Source organism: Sodalis sp. RH20 (assembly GCF_047324205.1).
GTDB lineage: Bacteria > Pseudomonadota > Gammaproteobacteria > Enterobacterales > Enterobacteriaceae > Acerihabitans.
On sequence record NZ_CP178733.1, the window covers coordinates 4,308,300 to 4,331,370 of the forward strand.

General features: G+C 48.6%; 14 protein-coding genes and 1 tRNA gene. 5 read left to right on the top strand and 10 right to left on the bottom strand.

All coding sequences use genetic code 11. The features are described from left to right. Positions 1-309 precede the first annotated feature (309 nt). Positions 310-1,479, bottom strand: coding sequence for an STY4528 family pathogenicity island replication protein (locus ACL2XM_RS19730; protein WP_413731471.1), 1,170 nt, complete (start codon positions 1,477-1,479; stop codon positions 310-312). A 348-nt stretch (positions 1,480-1,827) separates the two neighbouring features. On the opposite strand from ACL2XM_RS19730, the gene ACL2XM_RS19735 reads away from it, so the two are divergent. Together ACL2XM_RS19735 and ACL2XM_RS19740 are read left to right on the top strand one after the other, a co-directional pair. After that, entirely contained in the window at positions 1,828-2,877 is a 1,050-nt protein-coding gene (locus ACL2XM_RS19735) for a nucleoid-associated protein (RefSeq protein WP_413731473.1), read from the top strand. Beyond that, positions 2,852-4,270: a hypothetical protein gene (locus ACL2XM_RS19740; protein ID WP_413731474.1), complete on the top strand. Its 1,419-nt coding sequence runs from the start codon at positions 2,852-2,854 to the stop codon at positions 4,268-4,270. The genes ACL2XM_RS19735 and ACL2XM_RS19740 overlap by 26 nt, the downstream gene beginning before the upstream one ends. 576 nt (positions 4,271-4,846) lie before the next feature. Here ACL2XM_RS19740 and ACL2XM_RS19745 read toward each other — a convergent pair. Continuing rightward, positions 4,847-9,496 (bottom strand): Zn-binding domain-containing protein, encoded by a 4,650-nt coding sequence (locus ACL2XM_RS19745; RefSeq protein ID WP_413731476.1) that lies wholly within the window; start codon positions 9,494-9,496, stop codon positions 4,847-4,849. A 324-nt stretch (positions 9,497-9,820) separates the two neighbouring features. On the opposite strand from ACL2XM_RS19745, the gene ACL2XM_RS19750 reads away from it, so the two are divergent. Beyond that, positions 9,821-11,385, top strand: a protein-coding gene (locus ACL2XM_RS19750) for an IS3 family transposase (protein ID WP_413730138.1) whose coding sequence is annotated in 2 segments (ribosomal slippage) — positions 9,821-10,277 and positions 10,277-11,385 — 1,566 coding nt in all. Because the reading frame shifts where the segments join, the coding sequence is not laid out codon by codon here. Here ACL2XM_RS19750 and ACL2XM_RS19755 read toward each other — a convergent pair. From ACL2XM_RS19755 to nei, 8 genes are all read right to left on the bottom strand, one after another. Further along, on the bottom strand, positions 11,330-12,055 hold the full coding sequence (locus ACL2XM_RS19755; RefSeq protein ID WP_413731478.1) for a DEAD/DEAH box helicase: 726 nt from the start codon (positions 12,053-12,055) through the stop codon (positions 11,330-11,332). The genes ACL2XM_RS19750 and ACL2XM_RS19755 overlap by 56 nt on opposite strands. Continuing rightward, entirely contained in the window at positions 12,039-12,656 is a 618-nt protein-coding gene (locus tag ACL2XM_RS19760; RefSeq protein WP_413731479.1) for a hypothetical protein, read from the bottom strand. Before ACL2XM_RS19760 ends, ACL2XM_RS19755 begins: the two co-directional genes overlap by 17 nt. 454 nt (positions 12,657-13,110) lie before the next feature. Continuing rightward, a complete protein-coding gene (locus ACL2XM_RS19765) occupies positions 13,111-14,988 on the bottom strand; it encodes a hypothetical protein (protein ID WP_413731481.1) in 1,878 nt (625 codons plus the stop codon). Continuing rightward, the gene (locus ACL2XM_RS19770; RefSeq protein ID WP_413731482.1) at positions 14,985-16,664 is read right to left on the bottom strand and encodes a hypothetical protein; all 1,680 of its coding nucleotides are present in this window, start codon (positions 16,662-16,664) and stop codon (positions 14,985-14,987) included. Before ACL2XM_RS19770 ends, ACL2XM_RS19765 begins: the two co-directional genes overlap by 4 nt. Positions 16,665-16,704: 40 nt before the next feature. Continuing rightward, entirely contained in the window at positions 16,705-17,919 is a 1,215-nt protein-coding gene (gene druA, locus ACL2XM_RS19775; RefSeq protein WP_413731483.1) for a Druantia anti-phage system protein DruA, read from the bottom strand. 421 nt (positions 17,920-18,340) lie between these two features. Further along, on the bottom strand, positions 18,341-19,585 hold the full coding sequence (locus ACL2XM_RS19780; protein ID WP_413731485.1) for a tyrosine-type recombinase/integrase: 1,245 nt from the start codon (positions 19,583-19,585) through the stop codon (positions 18,341-18,343). Positions 19,586-19,803: 218 nt separating this feature from the next. Then, positions 19,804-19,888 (bottom strand) — tRNA-Leu (locus tag ACL2XM_RS19785). A 156-nt stretch (positions 19,889-20,044) separates the two neighbouring features. Further along, positions 20,045-20,836 (bottom strand): endonuclease VIII, encoded by a 792-nt coding sequence (gene nei, locus ACL2XM_RS19790; protein ID WP_413731486.1) that lies wholly within the window; start codon positions 20,834-20,836, stop codon positions 20,045-20,047. Positions 20,837-21,034: 198 nt separating this feature from the next. Here nei and ACL2XM_RS19795 point away from each other — a divergent pair, with 198 nt between their 5' ends. Further along, positions 21,035-21,568: a DUF2501 domain-containing protein gene (locus ACL2XM_RS19795; protein WP_410012527.1), complete on the top strand. Its 534-nt coding sequence runs from the start codon at positions 21,035-21,037 to the stop codon at positions 21,566-21,568. Between the two features lie 533 nt (positions 21,569-22,101). After that, positions 22,102-23,001: a LysR family transcriptional regulator gene (locus tag ACL2XM_RS19800; protein WP_410012528.1), complete on the top strand. Its 900-nt coding sequence runs from the start codon at positions 22,102-22,104 to the stop codon at positions 22,999-23,001. The last annotated feature ends 70 nt before the right edge of the window (positions 23,002-23,071 follow it).

Below are 23,071 nucleotides of genomic sequence, written 5' to 3' on the forward strand. Positions count from 1 at the left end.
CCTGCGCAGGCAGCTTGAGTGTAAAGCCCATGCGACGGCATCCGAAGAAATTGCCCGACAAGCAGGAAAAATCCGCGCGAAGTGGGAGTCAATGGCGGGCGCGCAAGCCGCAGCGGAGCGCAGCCGTAGGTGAGCACCGAACGAGTGAGCACCCGGCGCAGCGCACCATTGACGCCCATACAGCGCACTAGCCTATCAACTGGCTGTAGGGGATGTTCGCCCCCTGCAGCCCTGCCCTTCGGCGAGAACGGAGTTCCAAGAGGCGGCGCCTCTTGGTCAAGGCCGTAGGCCGCGAAGGCATAGTGGGCATCAAGCAGGGCGAGTATGCCACCCCTTGGCCTGCATCACCTGAGCGGCAAGGTCTCCGGCGTTCACCGGCATGTTCAGCATCTTGCGGATGTCGGCGATATGCGCGAGCGCGGTTTCGCGTGATACGAGTTTAGGGGTTGGCCCCTGGCAAATTTCGGCACGTTGGATTCTCGCCATCATGCAGGGAGCAGCCTGTTGCGGACGGCTAGCCGGTTGTGCGGCCTTGCGGCCTGCCCACAAGCGAAACTCGCCGGCAAGCACCCGCCTCACCAAACCGAAGAAATAAGCGATGACGTTGCGCACGGTGCCGCTTTGGCTGCGTGCCTGCAATTCATCCAGCACGTCCTGGCGATACTGGGGCGGCAGCCGATGCAAGGCCGTTCGCACGTCGTTTTGCTGCTCCGCCTTGGCACTACCCAGACAAGGCGGCAATGCTACTGGTGGTGACACCGGACCGACATCCTCGTGCGCTCGTGCGCGGTACGTACGTTCTTTTTTATTTAAATACTTACTATACGTACTGTCTTGCTCGGGAGTTGTCTGCTGGGCAGGGTCGGTCTGCTGCGGACCTGCCGTGGTGCTGACGGAATCGCCGGGGGTTGGCGCTTGTGCTGTGTTTTGGTCTCCCCGGACAGGCGACATACGTGATGCCGGCGGCTCATCATCATCGCTGCCTTGGTCTTCGGCATGACTCGGGGCCGCGGTGGGCGCGTGTTCAAGCGTCTCCTGGATGTACATGGCGACGCGATCGACCTGATTATTTCCGTGGCCGATGGATGTTTGCAGAAGCTCCGGGAGAGTTGCATCGAGTGCGCACGCCTGATGGAAGGTCAGCGTGCTTTCATGGACTTGATACAGCTCGCTGAGAACATGGTCGGTCATGGGGTCCCGATGCTGCCCCACCAGGCTGATCCAGCCAGTGAGCCGCAATACCACGAGGACGCGCCAGGCCGTCTCATAACCAGCGCGCTGCCCTAAAGGCGTGGAGGTGAGATAGCGTCGCAATTGCCCCAGGCTCGCCAGCGGGCTGAGTCCGTCCGCAGCGCGCAGCATGCGCAGAACTTGCCAGCAGTTGCGCTCCAGTGGCGTGAGCCGGGTATCGAGCATAAGTGCGGTGGGCGTGGTAAACAGGGCATCGTGCCCCTGCATATTGTGGTGGTGGTGTGCCATGAGAAGTCTCCGGGATAGGGGCCAGGCTGGCTCGTTCCTTCGCATCTCATCGGAATCCTGCATGCGTGTCAGGCAACAATACGGTCTGCACCACAACCGTATTGATCGGCGTCCAGGTAGTGCGGGTAGGGCCATCAAGTCTGGTTTATGTGCTCCGTAACCTCTTGTGTGTAAGCTGTTCTTCCAATAATGTGAGGGAAAAGGCTTACACATTAGTGTTTTTTTTCTAATTCCCTTATGATAATCGCTACTTAGGTGGTTAAATTTCCATAGTTTTGGAACACCTTGATGCTGAATGATAGACAACCAATTGATAAGATACACAATTTTCTCTATTAGGGGATTTACATGGCTTTTCTGTCAGAAGATGAAGTGGCCGCTTTAACTATCAATAGGATGATATTTCACGTTGTGGGGAAAGGGTTAGAAGTACCTGTACTATTGAACGAAATATCCCCGCCCCAACACGTTGATTTTTTCCTAGCACGTATACAAAGTTCCCTTAAGGGAAATATGTTTGAATTTCTTGAACTATCTAATACAGAAAGAATCCTGAGAATAATTCATTCAGATGCTGACAATGATCAAACATGCTTCAGTGAGCAATCTAAACTTCTTGCCAGTGATTTCCAATCCCGTCACTCGGGAAATACTAGTCAAGGAGTATTTTTCCTATTTGAATTAATAAATAACAACGAAAAATTATACGCTTTAATAAAATACGATAATGAAGATGTTGTTCGTTATGTTTTAGATGAAGATCCCAATATAGCCCAGGTGCCAAGATTAGAACGGTTTCATGAAACGTTTGTGAAAAAAGCTGAAGCTATGCAAAAAATTGCACTTGTTAAATTATCATTAAATAAAGGAGGATTAATAGCAGTTATCGACCGAAGTAAAAGGTCAAATATATCAGATTATTTTGAAGGTTTTTTGCAAGTTAAAAGAATAAATGATGAAAAGACTCTTACAGAAAAATTGGTAGATATATTAAAAAAAGTATTCAAACAGCATAAGGATATTCTTCCTGACCATATTAAGCAAAACGGTATAAATCGCATTTACGAAACATTAAGTGGCGCGGAGCAAGAATTCAATACTACGGAACCAACAGTTAACTTATCTGCAATATTTGGACATCTTGAAGATGACTCACCAATTATCAGAAGTTTTAAGCGAGAATCACGTAATCAAGGAATATTAGGAGAATCGTTTACAATAAAACCAGAATATATAAAAAAACCGAAAAGAAGGCGAATTGAAACCACTGAAAATGTAGTTATACTTTTTGATGATGATAATACACCTGAAATAAATAATTTAGAAGATGGGCGACAGGAAATAAAAATAGTTACAGCGAGGATAATCCGCGATGATATTGATACTAGAAAGAATTAAACAGGCCATAAATTTTTCACGAGAGAGTGTTCTTTTTGATATCAATGAAACAATTGTAGATAATGAAGGCCGCTTATTCTTAAAATCTAAAATGACAAAAAGTGCACTAATAAAATGGCAGGAAGTTTCTGATTGTCATTGTGATTGGTTAAAGATTTCCTTCTCAGATATTGATCATGATGAAATAAATCCCAATGATGGTATAGAAGGACATGAACACACTGTAAAATTAACTTACCCTTGTTTTAAGGAGAATGCATATTTATTTACTAACGAGGGTTGGTCTATACTTTTACATGACGAAAAAAAACTTATACGTTTTAGAAGAATAAGGTTAAATTTCATTGATACGTCTTTTTCTACTTTGACTTTCGAGGCCCTTCCATGGATAGATAAGCCATCAGAAGATTCAAATTTTTTTGAAGAAAAAAAAGAGCATTCACGTGTAAGGAGCTACGTTAAAAATTATGAGTCTCATAACTTAGCACCAAGCTGTGTAGAACCCTGGATATTAAATTCATTGGAAATAGAAAATGAAGCATTTGAGACATGGAAAGCATTATCCTGCCTCTTGCTAGTGAAATGTTTGCCTGATGAGTTATTTTACAATGAAGATGGCATTGAAATTGCTGGATTATCAGGCAGACCACCCAGAAAACTAGTCATTGACAAAAATAATTTGGATATCTCGATATACGATGACCTTCAAGAAACCATTAAGTGGATTTATTTGCAAGGCAATGAAATTGAACTGAAACATACATTTCTTGCAAGCGAGCTAGCTAGAGAGTGGCCTGCAAATATAGATTTTTACTCTGGCTTATCTAGGAAACTACCACTTGCTCTAGAGTCCGCTTCTCTTTTATATAAAGCACATATTAGATCTAGTAGTAAAGAAACAATCAAAACACTCGCTGATTTGCGAAAAACTTTATCTGAAGATGTCCAAAAGATAGTACAGCAGACAAGGGATATATCAAATAATATCTGGAAGGACATTGCTATTGTGATGGGGGCTGTTATTTTTAAATACACCATTAATATAGCAAAATCACCCGACCTAAATAATATATATAGTTTTATTTTCCTAACTTTAGGCATTTATATGATAATGTCGTTTTCACTTACAATATATATAAATAAAAAGTTCACAAACCTTCTCGAAAAAAACAGAAAAGCTTGGAGAGGGAAACTTTATGGATTTTTAGACGATAATGACTACCAAACCCTAGCTAATGGGCCGATAGAGGATGCAATAAAGGCCTACAAAAGAGTTAAATTAATTACAGGAATACTTGTGTGCTTGATTACATTAGTACTTTTCTCACTGGCAGAGAATGAATTTTTTGGTCTCTCAAAGCTATTCCGCTTGATATACAATTATATTCGATAAACTTATCATCACATTAAATTGCTAATAGCTATTTTCAATATATACCCCCAATTTACCATCACCCATAACAAAAAAATTAATATTTATTATACATTATCCTGCCAAGAATAAAATTTATGAAGTTTCCATTTTCTTCCTTATGAGCTTGATTGCAGACAACGTTTACAGACAGCTGTTTAACCGTAAAACGTAAAAATGATAAATGGGTAATTTTTAACATTAAACTAGCGTGACGTAAATATTTTAGGATTTATGGCATGACCATTCCTGACTTTTTTGGAAGGAAAAGAGATCGCTAGCTATCTCGGTGATATCTACTACGAGGCGGCGACCAAAGTATCCCGACGTTTTACATATCGAATGGCATCATCACTATTCAGTAAAATCAAAAATTTCAAGGGGACTATATCCTCAGGGGACTAATATATACTTTGTAAAAGATTTTACGCATAGTGATCTTCACGTTAGCATTTTCATTATTCTGGAAGATCTCCAAACGTGAATGTCATAATTATGTGGGCAAATTACAAAACCGACGAGGTGTCCCCTGAACGACATAGAGGGCACCTCGCTCTCCTAACTAAAGAGGCTCCGGACCTTTTGGTGAGCCTCGGGAAGGTTGGATCTAAGTAAGTACTCATTCAAAGCCAGACGTCCTTGAACATTACATGCGTTATAAACGGCATGGACGAACTCTGGCCTACCGATGAGTCCAGGATAGCAACCTAAAGCCACATAGCGACCGTCATGCTTGACAAGCAAAGGAATTTCCTGGGTTCCCCCTTCCGAACAGTTAAAGCCGTCCAACTCTAGGCTGGCCCGCAACTGAGTCAGTGAATTTATTTGAACCTCCGGAAGTGAGCAATGGGGTACCTCGCCATAAATTGCGTAGCGAAGTAAAGATGCACCGAGTTTCCTATCCAAACGGCCTTGGATGTGTTGGTTATGAAAATGGTTGAGACATTCGGTGCAGGATGTATCGCAGTTGCAACCTTCTAGCAAAGCTAGTGTATTTTCCAAAATCTCATTAAGGTTTCTAGCCGCAAGTTCGGCATACCCGGCGCCGCCTGAAAGAGTGTCGTACAAAAAGAGATCTAACGTCTGGGCTTCGCTCTCTAGAGCGGGCAAAATTCGGAAACCAGAACCAAATTCAGATGGGTCAAGGTCCAACTGCCTGTGGCGACTAGCCGCAAGACGGAGTGCTTCAGCAATTGAATGTAATGCATCCTCAAGCATCCGCAGGACCACGATGTCGGCGGTATCAGTTACAAGCGGGGCTGCAACCTTCAATCTCAAAAGTAGAAGGTCGGTGCGGAAGTCGTGGCCAAGAAGCACGCGCCGGTACTCACCAGAGCAGCGGCGCGGTGTACCTTTAGGCCCAAGATGCTTGTAAGGCCGTTCGTGCGATCCCTTCGCAGGGGAGTATGAATCGAAAACCGAAGCGGCACCACATTCAGTACAAACGGAGAAACCAAAAGACTCCCCTTCATCTTTTCCCCGATTAACGGTCACTAGCCTTTGATCCGTCGCATGAGTGAAGAAAGCATTATCTCCACATTCACTGAATGTGAATACTTCAGGATCAACTGGCTGTGGGAATTGGGCCATTGTTGCAAAAGTAATTTCTTGTTCACGGTCGTCCTCGTACAATTCCCTAGCACCCTCTGCTCCAAATACCTCCGGTTGTATCATTACCTCTTCTTTCAATGCACTTCCACAGATAGGACAAATACTGATGCCTTTCTGAGAGTTATGCGGATCACGTACAAAGGAACATTTCTCACAATGGACGAATTTTTTCGGATTCTTAAAAAGTGGCTTGGCTCGGTTAACTTCACCTGCCGGCATATCTGCGAACACGCCTCCAGATCGATAGGTCTTCTTATCAATGACGATAAGCCTTCCGGGGGCATATTCGCTCAATGCCTGCGAAATCGACTGCTGTGGCCGCTGGACAGTATGAACCTCCCAGTAGCCTCTGGAGTTCTTTTCGCTCTTTTCAACCAAGAAGCTGCAAAGACTAGTGGGGAACGCATAGCTTGGTAATAGACCATGGAAAAATAGAAAGTTCAAAAGCTCCTCCTGTTCCAATTTTGGTCCTGCGTCCTCGTCGTCCTCGTCTTCCCCCCCTTCCCCATCTTCACTCGGGGCAAAAGGTTGAGGGACATTTTCGCCAATTTTGTGGAGAGTCTGCAAAAATTCTAATGAAACCTTTGCAAACCATGCACCGAGTGTAAGACCGCCTGTATCGAGGGACGGGGGAAGCCATGCCGCAACAGAAATTCTCAAGTCACCTTCTGTTGCGAGAATACGACGCGATACCCATTTCTCAAAGTCATCAAGATTGAGGCCCGTGTCCTTAGCCCCATGGAAAAACTCTCTGGTCGGGCCAAGCGCCTTCTCCAACATTGACGTCTTTTCAACAGGGCCAAAAACAATCTGTTCCATGAGCTCATGAAAGAAGGTCTGGACCAAGTAAGAATGCACATGCCTTCGGGCTATCTTGGGATTGTCCACCTTAACCTCTGGCGTGCGAGGAGAGCCCGCCACAATATGCTCAGGGTTTAGAAAGTAGTAACTGTCATGTGGTCCGTTTTGAGAGTATGTCACCACGGTTGATACCGAGGCGCCACGCCGACCTGCCCGCCCGGCCCGTTGCTGATAGTTTTCGCGTTGTGGAGGCACATTCCTCAACGCGACCGCGACAAGGGAACCAATGTCGACGCCGACCTCCATGGTGGTGGTACAACTTAGTACGTCAATCGGCCTATCGGAATCATCAATAAGGACATCCTGAAATCTCAGTTCATAAAGTTCGGTGGTCGCATGGACGCTGGCACGATCTCTATGCGAAAGTTGAGCTGTGTGCTCCTCAACGCTGAGATTTAAGAGTCTGGAACCGGGAGTGAGGGCTTCTTGTACTGGCAATCGCCAAAAGCCTTTCCGGGCAGTAATATAATTGCTTTCCGAGGGGGCGATACTTCTAACATTTTCGCCCCCACATGCAAGACAGGTAGTGTTTTCGAAGGTAAACGGCATAAGGGCGGTACAATCTGAACATTGGTTCCATAAGTGTGAAAGATCGATTTGTAGGCGGAGGGAATTAGGAGAAAGAAACCAAACACCCTCTTTCTCAGATGCCAGTTGGCTACAAAAAATTGACTCAACGGCCTCTACAGAAGATTCACTCCAGCCAGGACGACGAATTAGCGCAGCCCTTAAAGCATAGCCAAAAAGCCCTTTACTCCCCCAATTAGGTTTGTAATAGCCTGCCGCCTTGCAGCGAAGAGTCTGATCTAGTGATGGATCAAAAGCGAAATCATTGAGCAATGCATCGATCCAAGCGATTGCAAGTACGCTGACGCTTTCATCCCCGATTGCAATTCCTTTTGCCTTAAAAGCTTCCCTCAATTTCTTCATCTTCTGCTTTGCTGGCTCAACAAAGCCAACAGTTGTCCCTGATAGAGAATAATAATTGCTACATAGAAGTTTAAGCAAAGCGATTCTATATCGAGAGGGAGCATCTGCGGGATTGAAGCCATCCTCAAAGGCTTGCGCCAGATCGCAATCACAGTCACGTTCAAACTCAGCGCGGGCAGTCGCGATCTTCTTAGCATCATCACCATCGAAAATAGTCAAATCATGCTCAGAAAGTACAGATAGGAAAGCAAGATAAAGGTTTGAGTTCGGCCGTGGCTCCTGTGAGACCGCCTTTAATCGCAAACACGCGAGTGCTACTGTCTGTCGAATTAAGTCGAGTTCAATGTCCCTCGGAATGTCGCGCGCCAACCGAGCTGCCTTCTGGCGACCATCAGAGAAAATAAGAACCTTCCTCCCTCCGTTAGGATGCCTAGGATCAATAACGCGGCTGGCAGGCTGGCGAGCCATTTGCGTGCGAACCAAAGTGGTAAAGGGCGCTTCCCCCTTTGTCACGTGATCCATCACTTTGGAGGGGTCCTCCTTCGAACTTCGAGTTCTTCGCATACAGACAGGGCAGTCATCGAATGTGATATCCCGACCAACAGGAACCTTGTCCGGCACAAACACCTTGCGATAACCCGATTCATCTTTGGGACATATCTTCGAAAGTCGTCCAGTTGGAATATGTAGCCACATGTCCTTATAACGGCTATTTGGATGAGTCTTTTCCTCGACCAAAATTTCGATGAGCATAAGATGAACATCATTGCCTTCAGATAAAGGGCCGTTAGGTTGGTGCCAGACAAAATCCATTTCAGGACTTACATAACCGCGGATGAAAGCGGCACCGCAGTCACGATGAGTGAGCAATTCATAGACTCTTCCATTTGACTCACAGCTACATCGATCCAAGGGTTTTGTGTATAGTCGTCCCAATATTGTGGGAACAGTATGTTCGCCGAGTCTTTGAGTACATTTCGGGTCTATGCATGCGTAGAGTCCTGGTAGCCCCCGGTGAAAGAGATGCATGCGGGTAGGAATGAGAACACGTCCGTCGGAGCGACGCTGGGCATAGCTTCCTAAAGCAAGCAGTGAGTCTGTAGCTCGAGTCGCAGTCTCCAATGGGCAATTTTGGAAAAGGATTCCACTGAGAGCGTCGAGTCTTACCGCCTTTCCAGACACTGTCTCAATTAACTTTTCTAGAGGACCGAAACCAGACATACTTTCAAAAAGCCACTCACGAAACGATGCATGATCTTTTGCTGTTGGCTTTTGCCAGGCGAGTCTTGAAGCGAGTACAGACGTAGTCTCCCAAGCAGCATAAAAATCGTTGGCTACATTCTGAAATGCACTAAGGTCAAAAAGCGCCAGAGCTTCCGCTTCTTTACTCGTAGCAGGACGAACATCTGGACGTAGTTCGGGTGTACCTTGTATTACTCTAACGCGTCGAGAAGAAACCTTAGACAATCCAGTTAGGTCACGAGCGAAACGCTCGCCGTCTGTGATCGCTGTTGGTCCGGAACCAAGGCTTGCACTGGTCAGGATGCAGCGCATACGTTCCCGAGGGATATCCAGGCGAGCACAAAGACGACGAATCAGAAGAGCAACCTCTGCGCCACCGGCCCCCCTATACATATGCGCTTCGTCGAGTACAAGGATGAATTCGTTCCGTGAATCAGTCTTGAGCCAATCTCTAGTTTGCTCAAAAATGCTACGTTCAATGGGCCGCATGAGCATATATTCAAGCATGGAATAGTTGGTGATGAGCAATTCGGGGCATCTGCTCTGTATTTCATGTCGGGTCATCAGTTCGCGGTCGCCAGACTGCGTAATAAGTCGATCTCTCCAGTTGTTAGCGACGAACTGCTTGCCAATTTTTTTGCCTGAAGAGTAAGTTTTACTTTGGACTGCTCCAATCTTATAAAATGCGCCAAGATCCTTGCTAGGCCAGCGGCCTATACGTTCGAGTTCTATCCGGACTGGAGAGTCCTCTGCAAGTTTGCCATAGAATTTTTCGAAAAGCGGCTTGATGAAACGTTCGTCCCGTTGGGAAGTCCCCCTGTGTCAGAGTAGTTGAGAAGATCCCTTTTTCGGGATTTCATTCTCAATCCAGGGGGCCGGAGCATCACCATGTCGCGTTTACCTCAGGCTCGCAAGGACGCCATTTTAAGTAAAATGCTTGCCCCTCATCCGCCGACCATCCGTGAATTGGCACAAAGAGAAGGGATTTCAGAAGCTACACTGTACAATTGGCGTAATCAGCTTCGCAAAGAAGGTCGCCCTGTGCCCGAACATGATCGCAGCAGTGAGAATTGGTCTGCGCAAACTAAATTCGCCGTCGTCGTCGAAACCTCGTCGATGTCGGAGATCGAGTTGAGCGAGTATTGCCGAGCCAAAGGTCTTTTCCCAGAGCAGGTTAAGCAGTGGCGCGAAATATCGATCCAGGCCCATGCAGAGCCAGGCGGTTTTAATGATGCGGCCAGCGCACAGCAGAATAAGGCCCAGCGTAAGCAAATTAAACGTCTTGAGCGCGAAGTCCTGCGTAAAGATAAAGCACTGGCGGAGGCAGCGGCATTACTGATCCTGCAAAAAAAAGTTCGCGCCCTTTGGGGCGACAACGAGGACGATTAACTCCTCTGGCGTACCGGGAACAGATCACCGCCTGGGTTCAGCAGGCGTGCAATGATGGCGCATCGTTGTACCGTTCTTGCGAGGGGGTAGGGATCTCTGTTCACAGTTGGTATCGGTGGCAACAGGATGGTGCTGTTATTGCGGATCAGCGTCCATTGATTGACCGCCCTGAGCCGGCCAACAAACTGAGCTCAACGGAACGCCAGTCGGTGTTGGCGGTATGCAATAGCGCGCGTTTCGACAGCGTTCCGCCGAGTCAGATCGTACCGATTCTGGCAGACGAGGGTTGCTACATGGCCTCTGAATCGACGATGTATCGGGTATTAAGAGAGGCGGGTCAAGTGCAGCATCGTGGACGTGCCGCCAAGGCTGTGCGCGTGGCAAAACCGACCAGCTTTACCGCCACCGCCCCTAACCAGGTCTGGATGTGGGACGTGACCTGGTTGCCGAGTAGTGTTAAGGGGCTGTATTATAAGCTGTATTTATTTGAAGACCTATTCAGTCGCTACCCGGTGGGTTGGGAAGTCCATGATGAAGAGACCGGCGAGCTGGCGGCAGATCTGCTACAACGATGTGTCCTGGGGCAGCGCTGTGCTATGCAACCCTTGGTACTGCACTCGGATAACGGTGCGCCGATGAAAAGTTATACGCTGAAGGCCAAGATGGAAGCCCTGGGTATAACGTCATCCTTTAGTCGGCCGCGGGTATCCAATGACAATCCGTACGCAGAATCAATCTTTCGTACATTGAAATATTGGCCGTCCTGGCCGCGCAAAGGATTTACCTCGATTGATGCTGCACGGCAGTGGGTGAAGCGCTTCATTGATTGGTATTGCCACGTCCACCGCCACAGCGGGATCAAATTCGTGACGCCGGCGCAGCGCCATCAGGGCAAGGATAAAGCCTTGCTGTTAAAGCGTCACCAAGTCTATCAAGCCGCCCGCGCTGCGTGCCCGGAACGGTGGCGAGGTGAGACAAGAAATTGGGGTTGGGACAAGGAAGTTCAACTCAATCCAGATCGGCCGTTGACACAAGAAAACGCCGAGAATTTACAGGCTGCATAAATCGCAATTTTATCTCAACATCTTTGACAAACACCGAAGTCCGGCGACCAGGATAAGGGGTTCGTCCTGTATAGCTACCGAAACGTACTGGCATACTCCTTCCCTTAGAGAGTATCTTTGCTACGTCAGTATCCCCGAACAAGCGCCGTATGCGAGCTAACTGGTCGTTGACCAAAGCATTCATTGGATACAGTAGCATGGCTCTGCAACCAGGAAGAGCCGCAGATTCTGGTCTTTCTGCCCCCTCTATTGCCAATTTACCGATGATTGGCATTAGGAAACTTTCAGTCTTACCCGAGCCCGTACCAGTGGCAACGATCAATTCGGCCGCTTCATCGCCAAGAAAAGATGTTAGTGCCTGTGACTGGTGCTCATAGGGCCGGGGGTAAAGGCCAACACCCATCGCCGATAGTTGAATCAATACATCCTTTGCTACCTTGGGAATCGGTAGGCTAGCGTAAGGAGCCCCTATTTTATATACTGGAGTGGCCTCTATGTATGGGACTTGTGCAATAGTGGCATCCTGCAGAAGAAGCGCGTGACGTTCTTTTATTAGACCTTCATCCCGGATGTGATACTGGGCCTCAATATACTGTCTTAAGTTCTCGGCCAAACTATTTGCTGTTTCGTGTATGCCAAAATTTTCGGATATCTTAGATGTCTCGCTCATAAATCCCGTCTCCTCGCTCCACTTCGCTCGACCACACAATACCAAGTCCCTCAAATGCCCTGCGCACTATCGGCAATGTCTCTTCAGGAAATACGTGGTGTGTCACCCCAGGGTGTTCGTCCATAGGGCTGGAGACCTGCCAGCCTAGAAGCAGTACCTTCGCTTCTCTCTTGGGCAATCGTCGCACTAACCGGAGTTTCACTAAACCGTTTGATGTGGCAGCTTCGATTCTGAGAGGACAATTTGCTTGCACATCTAGGTGGAAACGAAGCCTTCTTGCATCGTCCGAGGATTCTATAGAGCTCAATTTCCGAAGACGACCTCTGACAAACTGACCAATGAAGTATGAGAAAGCTAGTCCGACACGCGCCCGACACAATAATATCCCCCCCACGTTTAATGGCAGCACTGAAAGCCCAATCCATTTACGATGCAAATAGACTGCAGAGTCACCCATGTCATCAGGTGCATCCGTGAACCGTGCTGCGATTTCTGCCAACATCCGCGACGACCATACATCAAGTCCTTCTATAGGGGCACCAATCCATTCGTCCACCTCCCAAAGCTCCGCCCAATCTTTACAAGAGGTCTGTTCAATCAAGCGTATCCGTCCAGCTACTAGTGGTGTTACCGAAGGGGGGAATCCCACGGCCGGACCTCCACCCATCAGCACTGCCATACCATCCCCAACCCTTACTGCATGCACTGGAGCCGCAAGCCACTTGCCACCGTCTAACCTTACCATGTCGCCCAACTCGGCCAGGCTGTTCAGAACAGCCATCACCCCCGGATGCATATCATCCCCGTTGTCCGTAATTTCAGGCCATAGCGGCACTAACCTATGCCTCACCATACTGGTAAGGCGTATAGAGGCTGTAGATTCCCATACACCATACCTATCTGTAGGAACTGAGCACAGATACGACATAGTTCGTAAGCACTCCGATACTGCCGATATCCGTAGTCCTTCCCCAGATAATCTGCAACGCATTCCGGCGGCGACGATTTTTTGAGCCCTTTCACGGGTGACCGCTAACCATTCCATCGTCACCCCCTCAAGCTGTAGTTTCGTCTGGGCGTTCGGAAAACTCACGTTCAGCAATTCGTGCTATCTCCTTATCTGGTCCCCCTAAAGCTTTAGCCCAAGGGACAGCCCAAGAAATTAATAGCGAATGGAGGTCACCTGCAAGGTTCCCATTAGGCATTCCCATGAGGATCGCGTAGATACGGTTGACCATGCGTCGCCACAAATTGCCTCCTTCAAATCCGGCCTCATCAATTAGCTCTCTAAATTCTTCCATATCTGGCTTAGGACAGTCGGTTTCTTGACCTTCAAGTCGCCCCCATGTTTCTTTCGTCAGGCGCCCGAATTTCAACTGTGGTAGCTTTGCGGAGATTCCTCGCATCTGAAGTGTATCTGTGTCAAATACAGGCCCCAGCTCAGCAAGCATACCACCATCAGGAAATGCGGCAGGTCCCTGCGTCCAAGTGGTTATCAGAGCAAGATGATCGTAGCCGGATACGGAAAATTGGCGTCGAACGACAATGTCGCGAACCGCTGTGCCGTAGACTTCAAACGCTGAGAGGTTCGCCCCTTTCAATAGTAAACAACCCGACGATTCAGCTATCGTCTCGATGCACTCTGATGCAGCCTCGTCAGAAAATAGTCCAACCGGCACCCGCCATTCATGGTAAGTCGGGCCGCCTATAGCAGCAGCGACTGCGTCAGCCACAATGTCAGCAAGTGAGCCAGAAAATTGGATTATCTGTCCGGCAATAAAGGCTGCAACAATATGACGAGCTACAAAAATCGATGCCCCTTTAGCAACACCGACTGCTTGCAGGTTTGATTCAAGAATTTTGCAGGCACTATCGATGGACAAAATATCGATGAATGGTCCTTCCGGATTATTTTCAAGAAGCCTTACACGTTGTTTTATTCCGGAACCAGCGTTGTTTTCTACTAAGCGACCCTCCAGAAAAGTTGCTCGTTCTGTAAGAGTAGCAATGGATTCGATTACACCTACCCTCTTAGCCTCATGTTCAGAAAGCGCGGAGATCGTAGATTTGAGTTCTACAAACTCGTTTACGACTCCATCCCACCTATCTCCGCGTAACGAAAACTCTTGCAAGCTTTGAGCAAGAACATCTAGTTGGAAGTTAACTTTAGTTAATACTTCATTATTTTTTTGGCTCGCCGCACCGAGTTCATAAACTACTGTCTCAACCATCCCTGAATGTTTCGTTTCTACATCCAGCAAGGTCCTTAGTTCATTAACTGCCGCAGTATTCCAAGTGATATCATTCGAGACTTTATCCACATCTTCGATAAGAGAAGTAGAAATGGATTGAAGCCGTCCGATCCGTTCGTCCGCACCCGCAATTGCCGCTTCGATAACTTCAAGACGACTCCTGATCCCTTTCAAAAGGGCTGGAAGCTCATCGACTATCTTGTCGCGCATAAGATCTGAGGCAAGCCGAAAGTGAGCTAGCGCTACTGCTGTATCGGGATGGTCGGGAAAGCTACTAAATGTTAATAAACGTTCAACGTCTTCTCTAGCAACTCCAGGAAAACTGTCAGCAAGCTCTCTAATGAATATTGGGCTTGATACAAAGGAAGGGGAAGAAATGTCATAATTTGGCAAGGCTTTTCCAAAACGGTCCTCAGCCCAAGCACCCCAAAAAAGAGCGAAGCTCTTCCAAGCGCCCTCATCCTCTAAGCTTGTTTGTGGCCGGAACATGCGCCCAATTAGCCGCTTCTGTTTCTCCTTAACTTCAGCTTGTGAACCCTGTCTAAAACCCTGCACCCGTGGCAATTTGCTATATACAGCCCGGCGTAAATACAGAGGGATCTCCTCGATGAACTTGGTGACCGCAGTTTGTCCCAATGCGGAAATTCGCTCCTTGGCCTCTTTGCTGTATTGGTAACTCATGATGAGACACCTTTTCTCAAACGTTTTAGCTCAAAGCCGCTTGCAAGAATTTCGCTTACCAGCGAACGGTAATGAGGAATGAGTGGTAGTTCGGGGCTAATGTCAACTAAAGCCTCAACCAGCATAAGATCATCCATCTGTGCGGCTCTCGGCGAAGCAAGCTGCATTTGAAAAATGAAACTGAGCAGCCTAGTCCTTAGCTCTGGGGCGAGTTTTGTATTTATGCCATCCGGTGTAGCACATATTGGAGTGCCGGAAAGATAAATGCGACCAAAGCCACCGAATTCGATTTCCACGTGGTAAGTCGGATCGGCCAAAAAGAATGTCAATTTTGCTAATGCATCTGTACGCAGCAAGCGCATGTGTTGATTGTGCGGTGGTGCGTCACTCCCTGAAGAAAGCTTTGATATACTGCGCCCGGACATTCCTTCAACGAAAAGTATCCCCTCCGCGCCCAAAGGCATGGACAGGTATTCCAACCTGACGCCCTGTGACCTGACCTCAGCGAAAGCCTTCATGCATCCTCGTCGATGTAATGGAACTATATTACGAATACCGTCAGGAGTGAGGAAAGCTAATTCAACCGAAGGATAACTACTAAGGCACTCTGGAGGCTGGGAGAAGACAAAAAATTCTTTTACATCCTGTTTGGTTGCTTCAGATATTCCAACTAGATCACTATAATAGGGTTTAAGAGAAAAGAATGCCGGTGAACTTTCCACCCCAATTACCGAAAGTATGGTGGATGCATCTTGGACACTCATGTTAGGCCCATAGCCCTGCTGTGCCACTGGCATCGTATTCGCAGATACTAGTACTACGTCCGATCGAATACATGTGACCTCGTTAACGCTAGTTTTTCTTGTGAGAAATGGCCAAACTGGAACAATAGATGGCTTGGGAAGTGCTACAGGCAGACCAGTGAAAAACCGAAGCCAGGCAATACAATCCGCTGACATGGCATCTGGCAGAGTAACAAGGGACAAATTCCACCCCTGCCTTCCAGGAAGTTTATCAATCACAAACTCATCGGGGAAATCAGGCTCAATTGGCTCTCTCCAAAGAAACGCGAAAGTTTCAAATCTTCTCAATTCCTGAATTCGGGGAAACCCAAAGGTCGATCCGTCCCCCGAAGCAGCAAAAGCGGCAGCACCGAAAGAGGGTAAACCCGGCAGTTCTCTCTCCACCCCAGCTTCGAATAAAGGATCAGGCGTGCCAGAAAAAGATAGGATGCGATAAGATGCCGTCGAAAGTTCGGCGCTTACTCGGCGACGCTTCACCATACTATGCATATCGATCGTTTGGTTCCTACCACCTAAGTCCAGAGTAACTTTGGCTCGACATATTCGGCACGAGGGTAAAACCAACTCAATCGACCATCCTCTACGTTCAACCCCTGTAGGTATCAGCAGACGGAGTTCCATTTTCTGCCTAATAATAGTTGCGGTATTAGCAATATTAGATTGTACTTCAACATGCTGAGTATGCTGCCCAGGTACAAAATTCTCACATTCCGTCGTTCCCCATCCAGGCCAATGGGCGAAATATGATTTTTTTATCTTTCCAACGCGTAGGCTGACCTTCATTTTGCACACCGGACATATATATAAAGCAAACTTTGATGCCTGTGCTGCCGATTCAACCCTGCCTAACATTTTGTTAATGGCGTAATCCAATTGCTCTCCCCCGCGCATTGAAAGATAAAAGATTACTGGGTCATCCTATTATTTTTAACTTATCCATTTGAATGTGTAGACTTCCCGCTTGATTACCAAATAATTCAATGAAGTCGTTCGACGTCCAACTACGGTATTCAGGTCTACGTCTCGAACGGGCAATAATCCACCTGTCCATAGCCCGTTCAGCAATCTCTTTTGCTGACAGAAGCGAAGTTAGATCTGGTTGACCTTTGCCTGTATTAAGTATACTGATTGCATTATCCGCCAGTTGACTTATGAAAACCTCGCGATGAATACCGTGTTTCATCAAATCATTTCTAAAACCAAGGGCAGTTAGTGCCGCCCGTGTCGTTCGCAAACGCCAATTTGGCCCTTGTCCGAACGCATGTTGGTCTGCATAGGTGTGATCAATATCACGCAGGTAATCACGCAATTCCAAGAACAATCGGTCCGGTATGTGAAAGTGTCCCCATCCACCGGTGTAACCAATTGATTTGAGATATTGAATACCATCTAACTTTAGCCGGTTATAAACCGATGAGCGCCCCATCGACGATGTAGTTGTAATGGCTAGGAGTCGCGCTTTTTTCTCTTCTCCAGATATAACACCGATAGTATTGCCATAAGCTCTAGCAAAATCGTCATACAGATCGCGACTTCGAAGCAGGCACGCTATCAGTTTACCTCCTAGAAGAGAATTATATGGGGGAATTGCTCCAAGCACGTAGGCATCCATTATATTGACAAGACGGGCACTTCTATCATGCGTATCCCAACCTATTAACTTATCACGTACAGCAAGGTTAAAAACAGGATCTCCAATAGCAATAAGTCCCATTAGTTTCCCATTGTTTTCGTCCCATACAAGATAACGAAGACGCCGACCAAACCCGTTTGAAACAGGAACAGACCATGATAACGCTGCTAGTCTAAAGAGATCGCCTAGCTGTGTCCCAGAAGAGACTCTTTCAAGAATCGGTGATATTTTCTCAGGGTCAAGATCTCGACCTGAAGCAAAGAATTGCATCAATTTTCCAGCTTTCTGCGAAACGAAATCCTTGTTTGAGAAAAGCCGATCTTCCCTCTGGGCACGGTGGAGAGTACGGATCACATCTTTTGTACTACCAGGCGCACGTAAGCCACCTTCTTCAGATCTTGTAAAACCAAGGGACTGCAGGTGTTCCCGCAATTTTCTTTTTAGATTAGCTTCACGCGGATTGACACTAACTACAACTGTGTTGCCTTTTGGCATTTTTCTTCTTGTTTCCTCTAAGTCCTTGCCCAGTCAAAACTCTAAATGGAGCATTTGACCTGAAATGCCCCGGATTGTGTGAAAGCAGTTTTGTTTGAGGAAGGCTCGAATTAACGGTTCATTCAGACTACAGTCTCTAGGAATAGTTTGCATCAACTTAGCTTGGAGAGATACACATTTACACCAATTTAGTGAGCTCTAAGGATTTATAGTATTAGCCCTGTATTAGCCCTGTATTAGCCCCCTGATGATCCATACACCTATTCTAACTTAGGCTAATATTGCCTTGACGAGCGATATACTAGTACGCTGTAGCGGTGTTACATGCCAGCCTAGACAGCGCGGAATAGGCCGTGTGGTGACAACAGTATTTGTCTATCGACGTAGGGCGGTAGCTGTCCTTGCCTAAATTGAGATAAATTTATTTGAATTCATACGGCACTACATACCCCTCCCTATTCGCATCCAGGTAATCCGCCCACCACTGCACCATCAGCTTACGTTCTTCAATATGCTCAGCCCGATGGATATACGCCGCCCGCACCCCGCTACGCTCCTGGTGGCTCATCTGCCGCTCCACCGCATCCCGTGACCAAAGTCCCGACTCCACCAGCGCGCTACAGGCCATGGTGCGAAAACCATGGCCGCATACTTCGGTTTTCGTATCGTACCCCATCGCCCGCAGCGCCTTATTAACGGTGTTTTCGCTCATCAGCTTTTTAGGATCATGGTCGCCCGGGAATACCAACGTCTGGTTATCACCGCATAGCGCCCTAATCCGCTTAAGCAATACCACCGCCTGCCGTGACAGCGGCACCAGATGCGGCGTATGCATCTTGGAACCGCGCTGGGAGAACTTCACCCCTTCAATAGGCTCACGTTCGGCCGGCAGGGTCCACATCGCCCGTTTCAGGTCAATTTCCTGCCAGCGGGCAAAGCGCAATTCGCTGGAACGGATAAAGATCACCAGCGCCAGTTGCACCGCCAGACGGGTTAATTTCCTGCCGCCATAATCCTCCAGGCGTTCTAAAAAATCCGGCAACTGTTCCAACGGCAATGCGGGATGATGCTTCGCTTTACGGGTGGCAATCGCGCCGACCAAATCCTGGGCGGGGTTATAGTCAATCAAGCCGTTTTGCATGGCGTAACGCATTACACCGGTGACCCGTTGTTGCAACCGGGAGGCCACGTCCAGTTTGCCAGTCGCCTCTACCGCTTTTAGCGGTTCCAGTAAATCGCGTATTTTCAACTCGGTGATATCGCGATCACCCAGGCTCGGGAAGAGGTAGACCTCAAGGTAATGCATTACCCTGGCGGCATGGTCCGCCGACCAGCGCTGGTTGCTGGCATGCCAGTCGCGCGCCACCGAGGCAAAGGTATTCGCCGGCGCATTGGCCAGCTTTTCTGCTTTGCGCTGTTCGGCGGGGTCGAGGCCGTCTGCCAGTAAAACGCGGGCTTTTTCACGCAGTTCACGGGCCTTGGCTAAACCAATAAGGGGATAAGCGCCGAAGGAGAGTTTTTTTTCTTTACCCTGGTAGCGATATTTAAGCTGCCATAATTTTGATCCGGCTGGTTTTACCAGCAGATATAGGCCGTGGGCATCGCTGAGCTTGTAGGGTTTTTCGAGCGGTTTTGCGTTGTGGGCAGCGCGATCTGATAAAGGCATTTTGGGGGCCTCGTGTAAATCGAACCGAAAGAGCCCCCATTAAAGCCCCCAAATGGACCGGATGTCAATGGATGAAAAACGACCAGTATGGAAGAGGGAAAAATCGACAGGTCAGAAAGGCGTGAAAGAATTTCTTTATTTAACAGACGACTATGGAACACAGTGGAAGATTATGGACACAAAAAAAGCCACCCTTGGGTGACCTGATGGTGTACTAATGGTGCCGAAGGCCGGAATCGAACCGGCATGCCCGAAGGCGGTTGATTTTGAATCAACTGCGTCTACCGATTTCGCCACTTCGGCACTGAAGTTAGTATACGGAAAACGAGGTGCATTATACCGTTAACGCATCCCGGCGCAATACTAATCAGCTTCAGGTGCTGCCGACTGCTGAAAAAACACCCTTCCGGGCGGGTTCATGCGGCCGGTATGTGAACCCATCCCGCGCCGGCGCCTTTTTTACCGCTGGCATCCCGGGCACCAGTAAAACGGCCGCGATGTTACCGTGGTTTTTTCTATCGGCCGGCCGCAGCGCTCGCAGGGCTTGCCCGCGCGGTGAAAGACCCGGAAGCGGAATACCGCGCCGTGGTGCTTATCGATATCGCTTTGTCCACGGGTGGCGTAGGACAAGCGCGGGATGTCAAGGATGGCCTCGCACAGGCGGCGCAGCTGCTGCGCGCTTAAATCACGCGCCTTGTGCTGCGCGGTCAGGCCCGCCTGCCAGAGAATCTCCACCCGCAGGTAGTTGCCCAGGCCGGCGATAAACGACTGGTCCAGCAGCAGGCCGCCGAACTGGCGGCCGCTAAAGCGGGGCGACGATAGGCGATCGATGACCTCCTCCACCGTCAGGGCCATATCCAGGGCGTCGGGACCGATGCGCAGTAAAAACGGATGCGCGGCCAGTTCATCGGCACTGAGGATTTTGATATCCGAGGCGCTGTAGAGCAGGATGGCCTGGTCGGCGTTTTCCAGGCGTACCCGCAGATCGCGTTTGGTGACCGGTGATTCCCCGGCCGCGGCCACCCGCCAGACGCCATAGAGCTGGTTATGGCTGTAAAGCACCTGGCCATTGGAAAACCAGGTTAGCAGGGCTTTGCCCCGGGTATCGATTTTCTCGATATGCTGGCCCACCAATCCGTCCTCATAAGGCTTAAGGTGGGGAAAAGCGAACCAGGCCCGGGTTATGGGCCTGTTTGCCATCGCCGCCAGCAGGGTATCGGCGGCGCGGCGGATTTCCGGTCCTTCCGGCATTGCTGCACTCCGTTATGTTCCGTTTATGTTTCGTTTCTGTACTTAAGATAGCACCGGCCGTCGGGAATAGTCTTAATTTGCCGTCCGGCGGGGGGTTTTCACCCGTCCGCGCTGGCGGTGCGGCGCGGGTGTGGGGTAGGTTATTCGCAGATTAACAGCCGGCGCGTCCGGCGCGACTATTTCAGGAGTATGCTTATTATGATCACCACCCACCGCAGGTTAATGGCGCTGGCCGTTGCCGCCGCGCTCTGTACCGGTTTGGCCTCGGGCGTGGCCCAGGCGGCCGGCAACTGGATGGATTCGGTTAACAGCGCGGTTACCGAGCTGAATAAATCGTCCACCGGCAACGGGTCCGGCACCGCCGGCGCCACCACCGGCAATAACGCCAGTTCGCTGGCCGCCCTGTCGGGCCTGCTGAACGGCGGCGACAAGGCGTTAAGCTCCAGCAGCATGACCAATGCCGCCGGCGTGCTGCAATACTGTGTTAAAAATAACCTGCTGTCCGCCAACGGCACCTCGACGCTGAAGGACCAGTTGCTTGGCAAGCTGGGGATTACCAGCACCGCCAACGCCAAAAGCCAGGATTATCAGGAAGGCCTGGGCGGCCTGCTGACCACCGGTAAAAACGGCCAGGTGAATCTTAACGATTTGAGCAATTCCCAACTGGGGCAGAAGGTGAAAACCAAGGCCTGCGATGTGGTGCTGAAACAAAGCAAGAATTTCATTTCCTGACCGCGCGGGATAAGGCGCGGGAACTACCGCGCCGGATATGCCGTCCGGCATGGCATATGCCCGCGGGCGACAACGCCACCTATACTAAAGGGTAGTTGCAATTCTCAGACTAAGTTCAACATAAGGCACATCCACAGTCAGTTTGTGTGTATTAGTTTCCCTCCCCCGCTTATATTCGGTTATCATAAAACCGCCCTTCACATGGTAAACATAATATTAATATCATGCTATTTACACTCAATTAACTATATTATGAAACGCAACAATAATGGCAAGACATGCCAGCGCCAGCGCCCTTTCGCGGTCATTTTATGGCCTTCTCCGGCGCTGAGGCATTTCATTGGAGATATTTTCGCCTTGTCATCGTTAAAAAATAAAAGATAAAATCATTAGTCACTGAAAGCAGTACGTTAATAATTCTCATGCTATCGATATATAGGAGCAGTAGAAGCAGGATAATAATTTATTTTGCATTTATATCCGTTTAGCTATCGGATATCCCTCAAACCAGCGTTCTAGATCATGACAATTATATGAATAACTTTGATTTCAATTTATTGATAGTACTCAATGCGCTGCTGGAAGACTGTAGCGTAAATCTGGCGGCCAGGAAACTGAACGTCACCGCGCCGGCCATCAGCAAATCGCTGAATAAGATTCGGGGGCTGTTCAACGATCCCATCCTGGTGCGCAGCGGCACAAAACTGATCCCCACGCCCAAGGCTATCGCACTTAAGGAGGATGTGCGCCAACTGGTCAACCGCATAGAGTCGATGCTCAATACCAATATGGCCTTTGAACCCCATACCACCACGGTGTCCTTCACCATCGCGGCGAACGCCACCATCGTCTTTACCCTTAACGCCTCGTTATTCAGCGAAATACAGCGCAGCGCGCCGAATGTCTTTATTAATATGGTGCATGATTCGGAATTTGATGATGATTTCCTGCGCTCCAACGATATTGATCTCTACATTGGCGAAATGCGCGATCTCAATCCGGAAATTACCATCCGCACCATTCACTCGGCCAAATGTTATTTTATGTGCCGCTGCGGTCACCCTATTATTTGTGGGGATAAAAATATGGATAACTTATTGAAATATCATTTTGTCCAGACCAAGGAAAAATACCCGGCCGGGTCGGACGAAGCAATGAAATATTTTTGGTCCACGCGCCATGTGATGGGCACCACGCCCGGTTATATGGCCACCATGAACGCCATTACCCATTCCGACGCGCTGGCCATCGTGCCGGATTTTGTGGTGAATAACCTGCGTAAACTGAATATCGCGGTGGAGTTTTTCAGCGCCGATTTTGATTTGGGCAAACGCAGCATCATCCAGGCTTGGCATTCCAAGCATAATCACTCGCCCTGCCATAAATGGCTGCGCGACCTGACCAAGGTGATGTTTGTCGAGAGTATTAAATGAGTTTTTTACGGTTGTAATAAGAGAGCTGAATCTGAAGGTCGATGCAATGGGCCTGCGCCAATCCAACCCG

Excerpts from the sequence above, each read along its gene's own strand:
- druA (WP_413731483.1), bottom strand. The coding sequence starts at position 17,919 with ATGCCAAAAGGCAACACAGTTGTAGTTAGTGTCAATCCGCGTGAAGCT.
- ACL2XM_RS19755 (WP_413731478.1), bottom strand. The coding sequence starts at position 12,055 with ATGAGCGAGACATCTAAGATATCCGAAAATTTTGGCATACACGAAACA.
- ACL2XM_RS19795 (WP_410012527.1), top strand. The coding sequence starts at position 21,035 with ATGATCACCACCCACCGCAGGTTAATGGCGCTGGCCGTTGCCGCCGCG.
- ACL2XM_RS19800 (WP_410012528.1), top strand. The coding sequence starts at position 22,102 with ATGAATAACTTTGATTTCAATTTATTGATAGTACTCAATGCGCTGCTG.
- ACL2XM_RS19780 (WP_413731485.1), bottom strand. The coding sequence starts at position 19,585 with ATGCCTTTATCAGATCGCGCTGCCCACAACGCAAAACCGCTCGAAAAA.
- nei (WP_413731486.1), bottom strand. The coding sequence starts at position 20,836 with ATGCCGGAAGGACCGGAAATCCGCCGCGCCGCCGATACCCTGCTGGCG.
- ACL2XM_RS19740 (WP_413731474.1), top strand. The coding sequence starts at position 2,852 with ATGATATTGATACTAGAAAGAATTAAACAGGCCATAAATTTTTCACGA.
- ACL2XM_RS19765 (WP_413731481.1), bottom strand. The coding sequence starts at position 14,988 with ATGAGTTACCAATACAGCAAAGAGGCCAAGGAGCGAATTTCCGCATTG.
- ACL2XM_RS19745 (WP_413731476.1), bottom strand. The coding sequence starts at position 9,496 with ATGACCCGACATGAAATACAGAGCAGATGCCCCGAATTGCTCATCACC.
- ACL2XM_RS19730 (WP_413731471.1), bottom strand. The coding sequence starts at position 1,479 with ATGGCACACCACCACCACAATATGCAGGGGCACGATGCCCTGTTTACC.
- ACL2XM_RS19735 (WP_413731473.1), top strand. The coding sequence starts at position 1,828 with ATGGCTTTTCTGTCAGAAGATGAAGTGGCCGCTTTAACTATCAATAGG.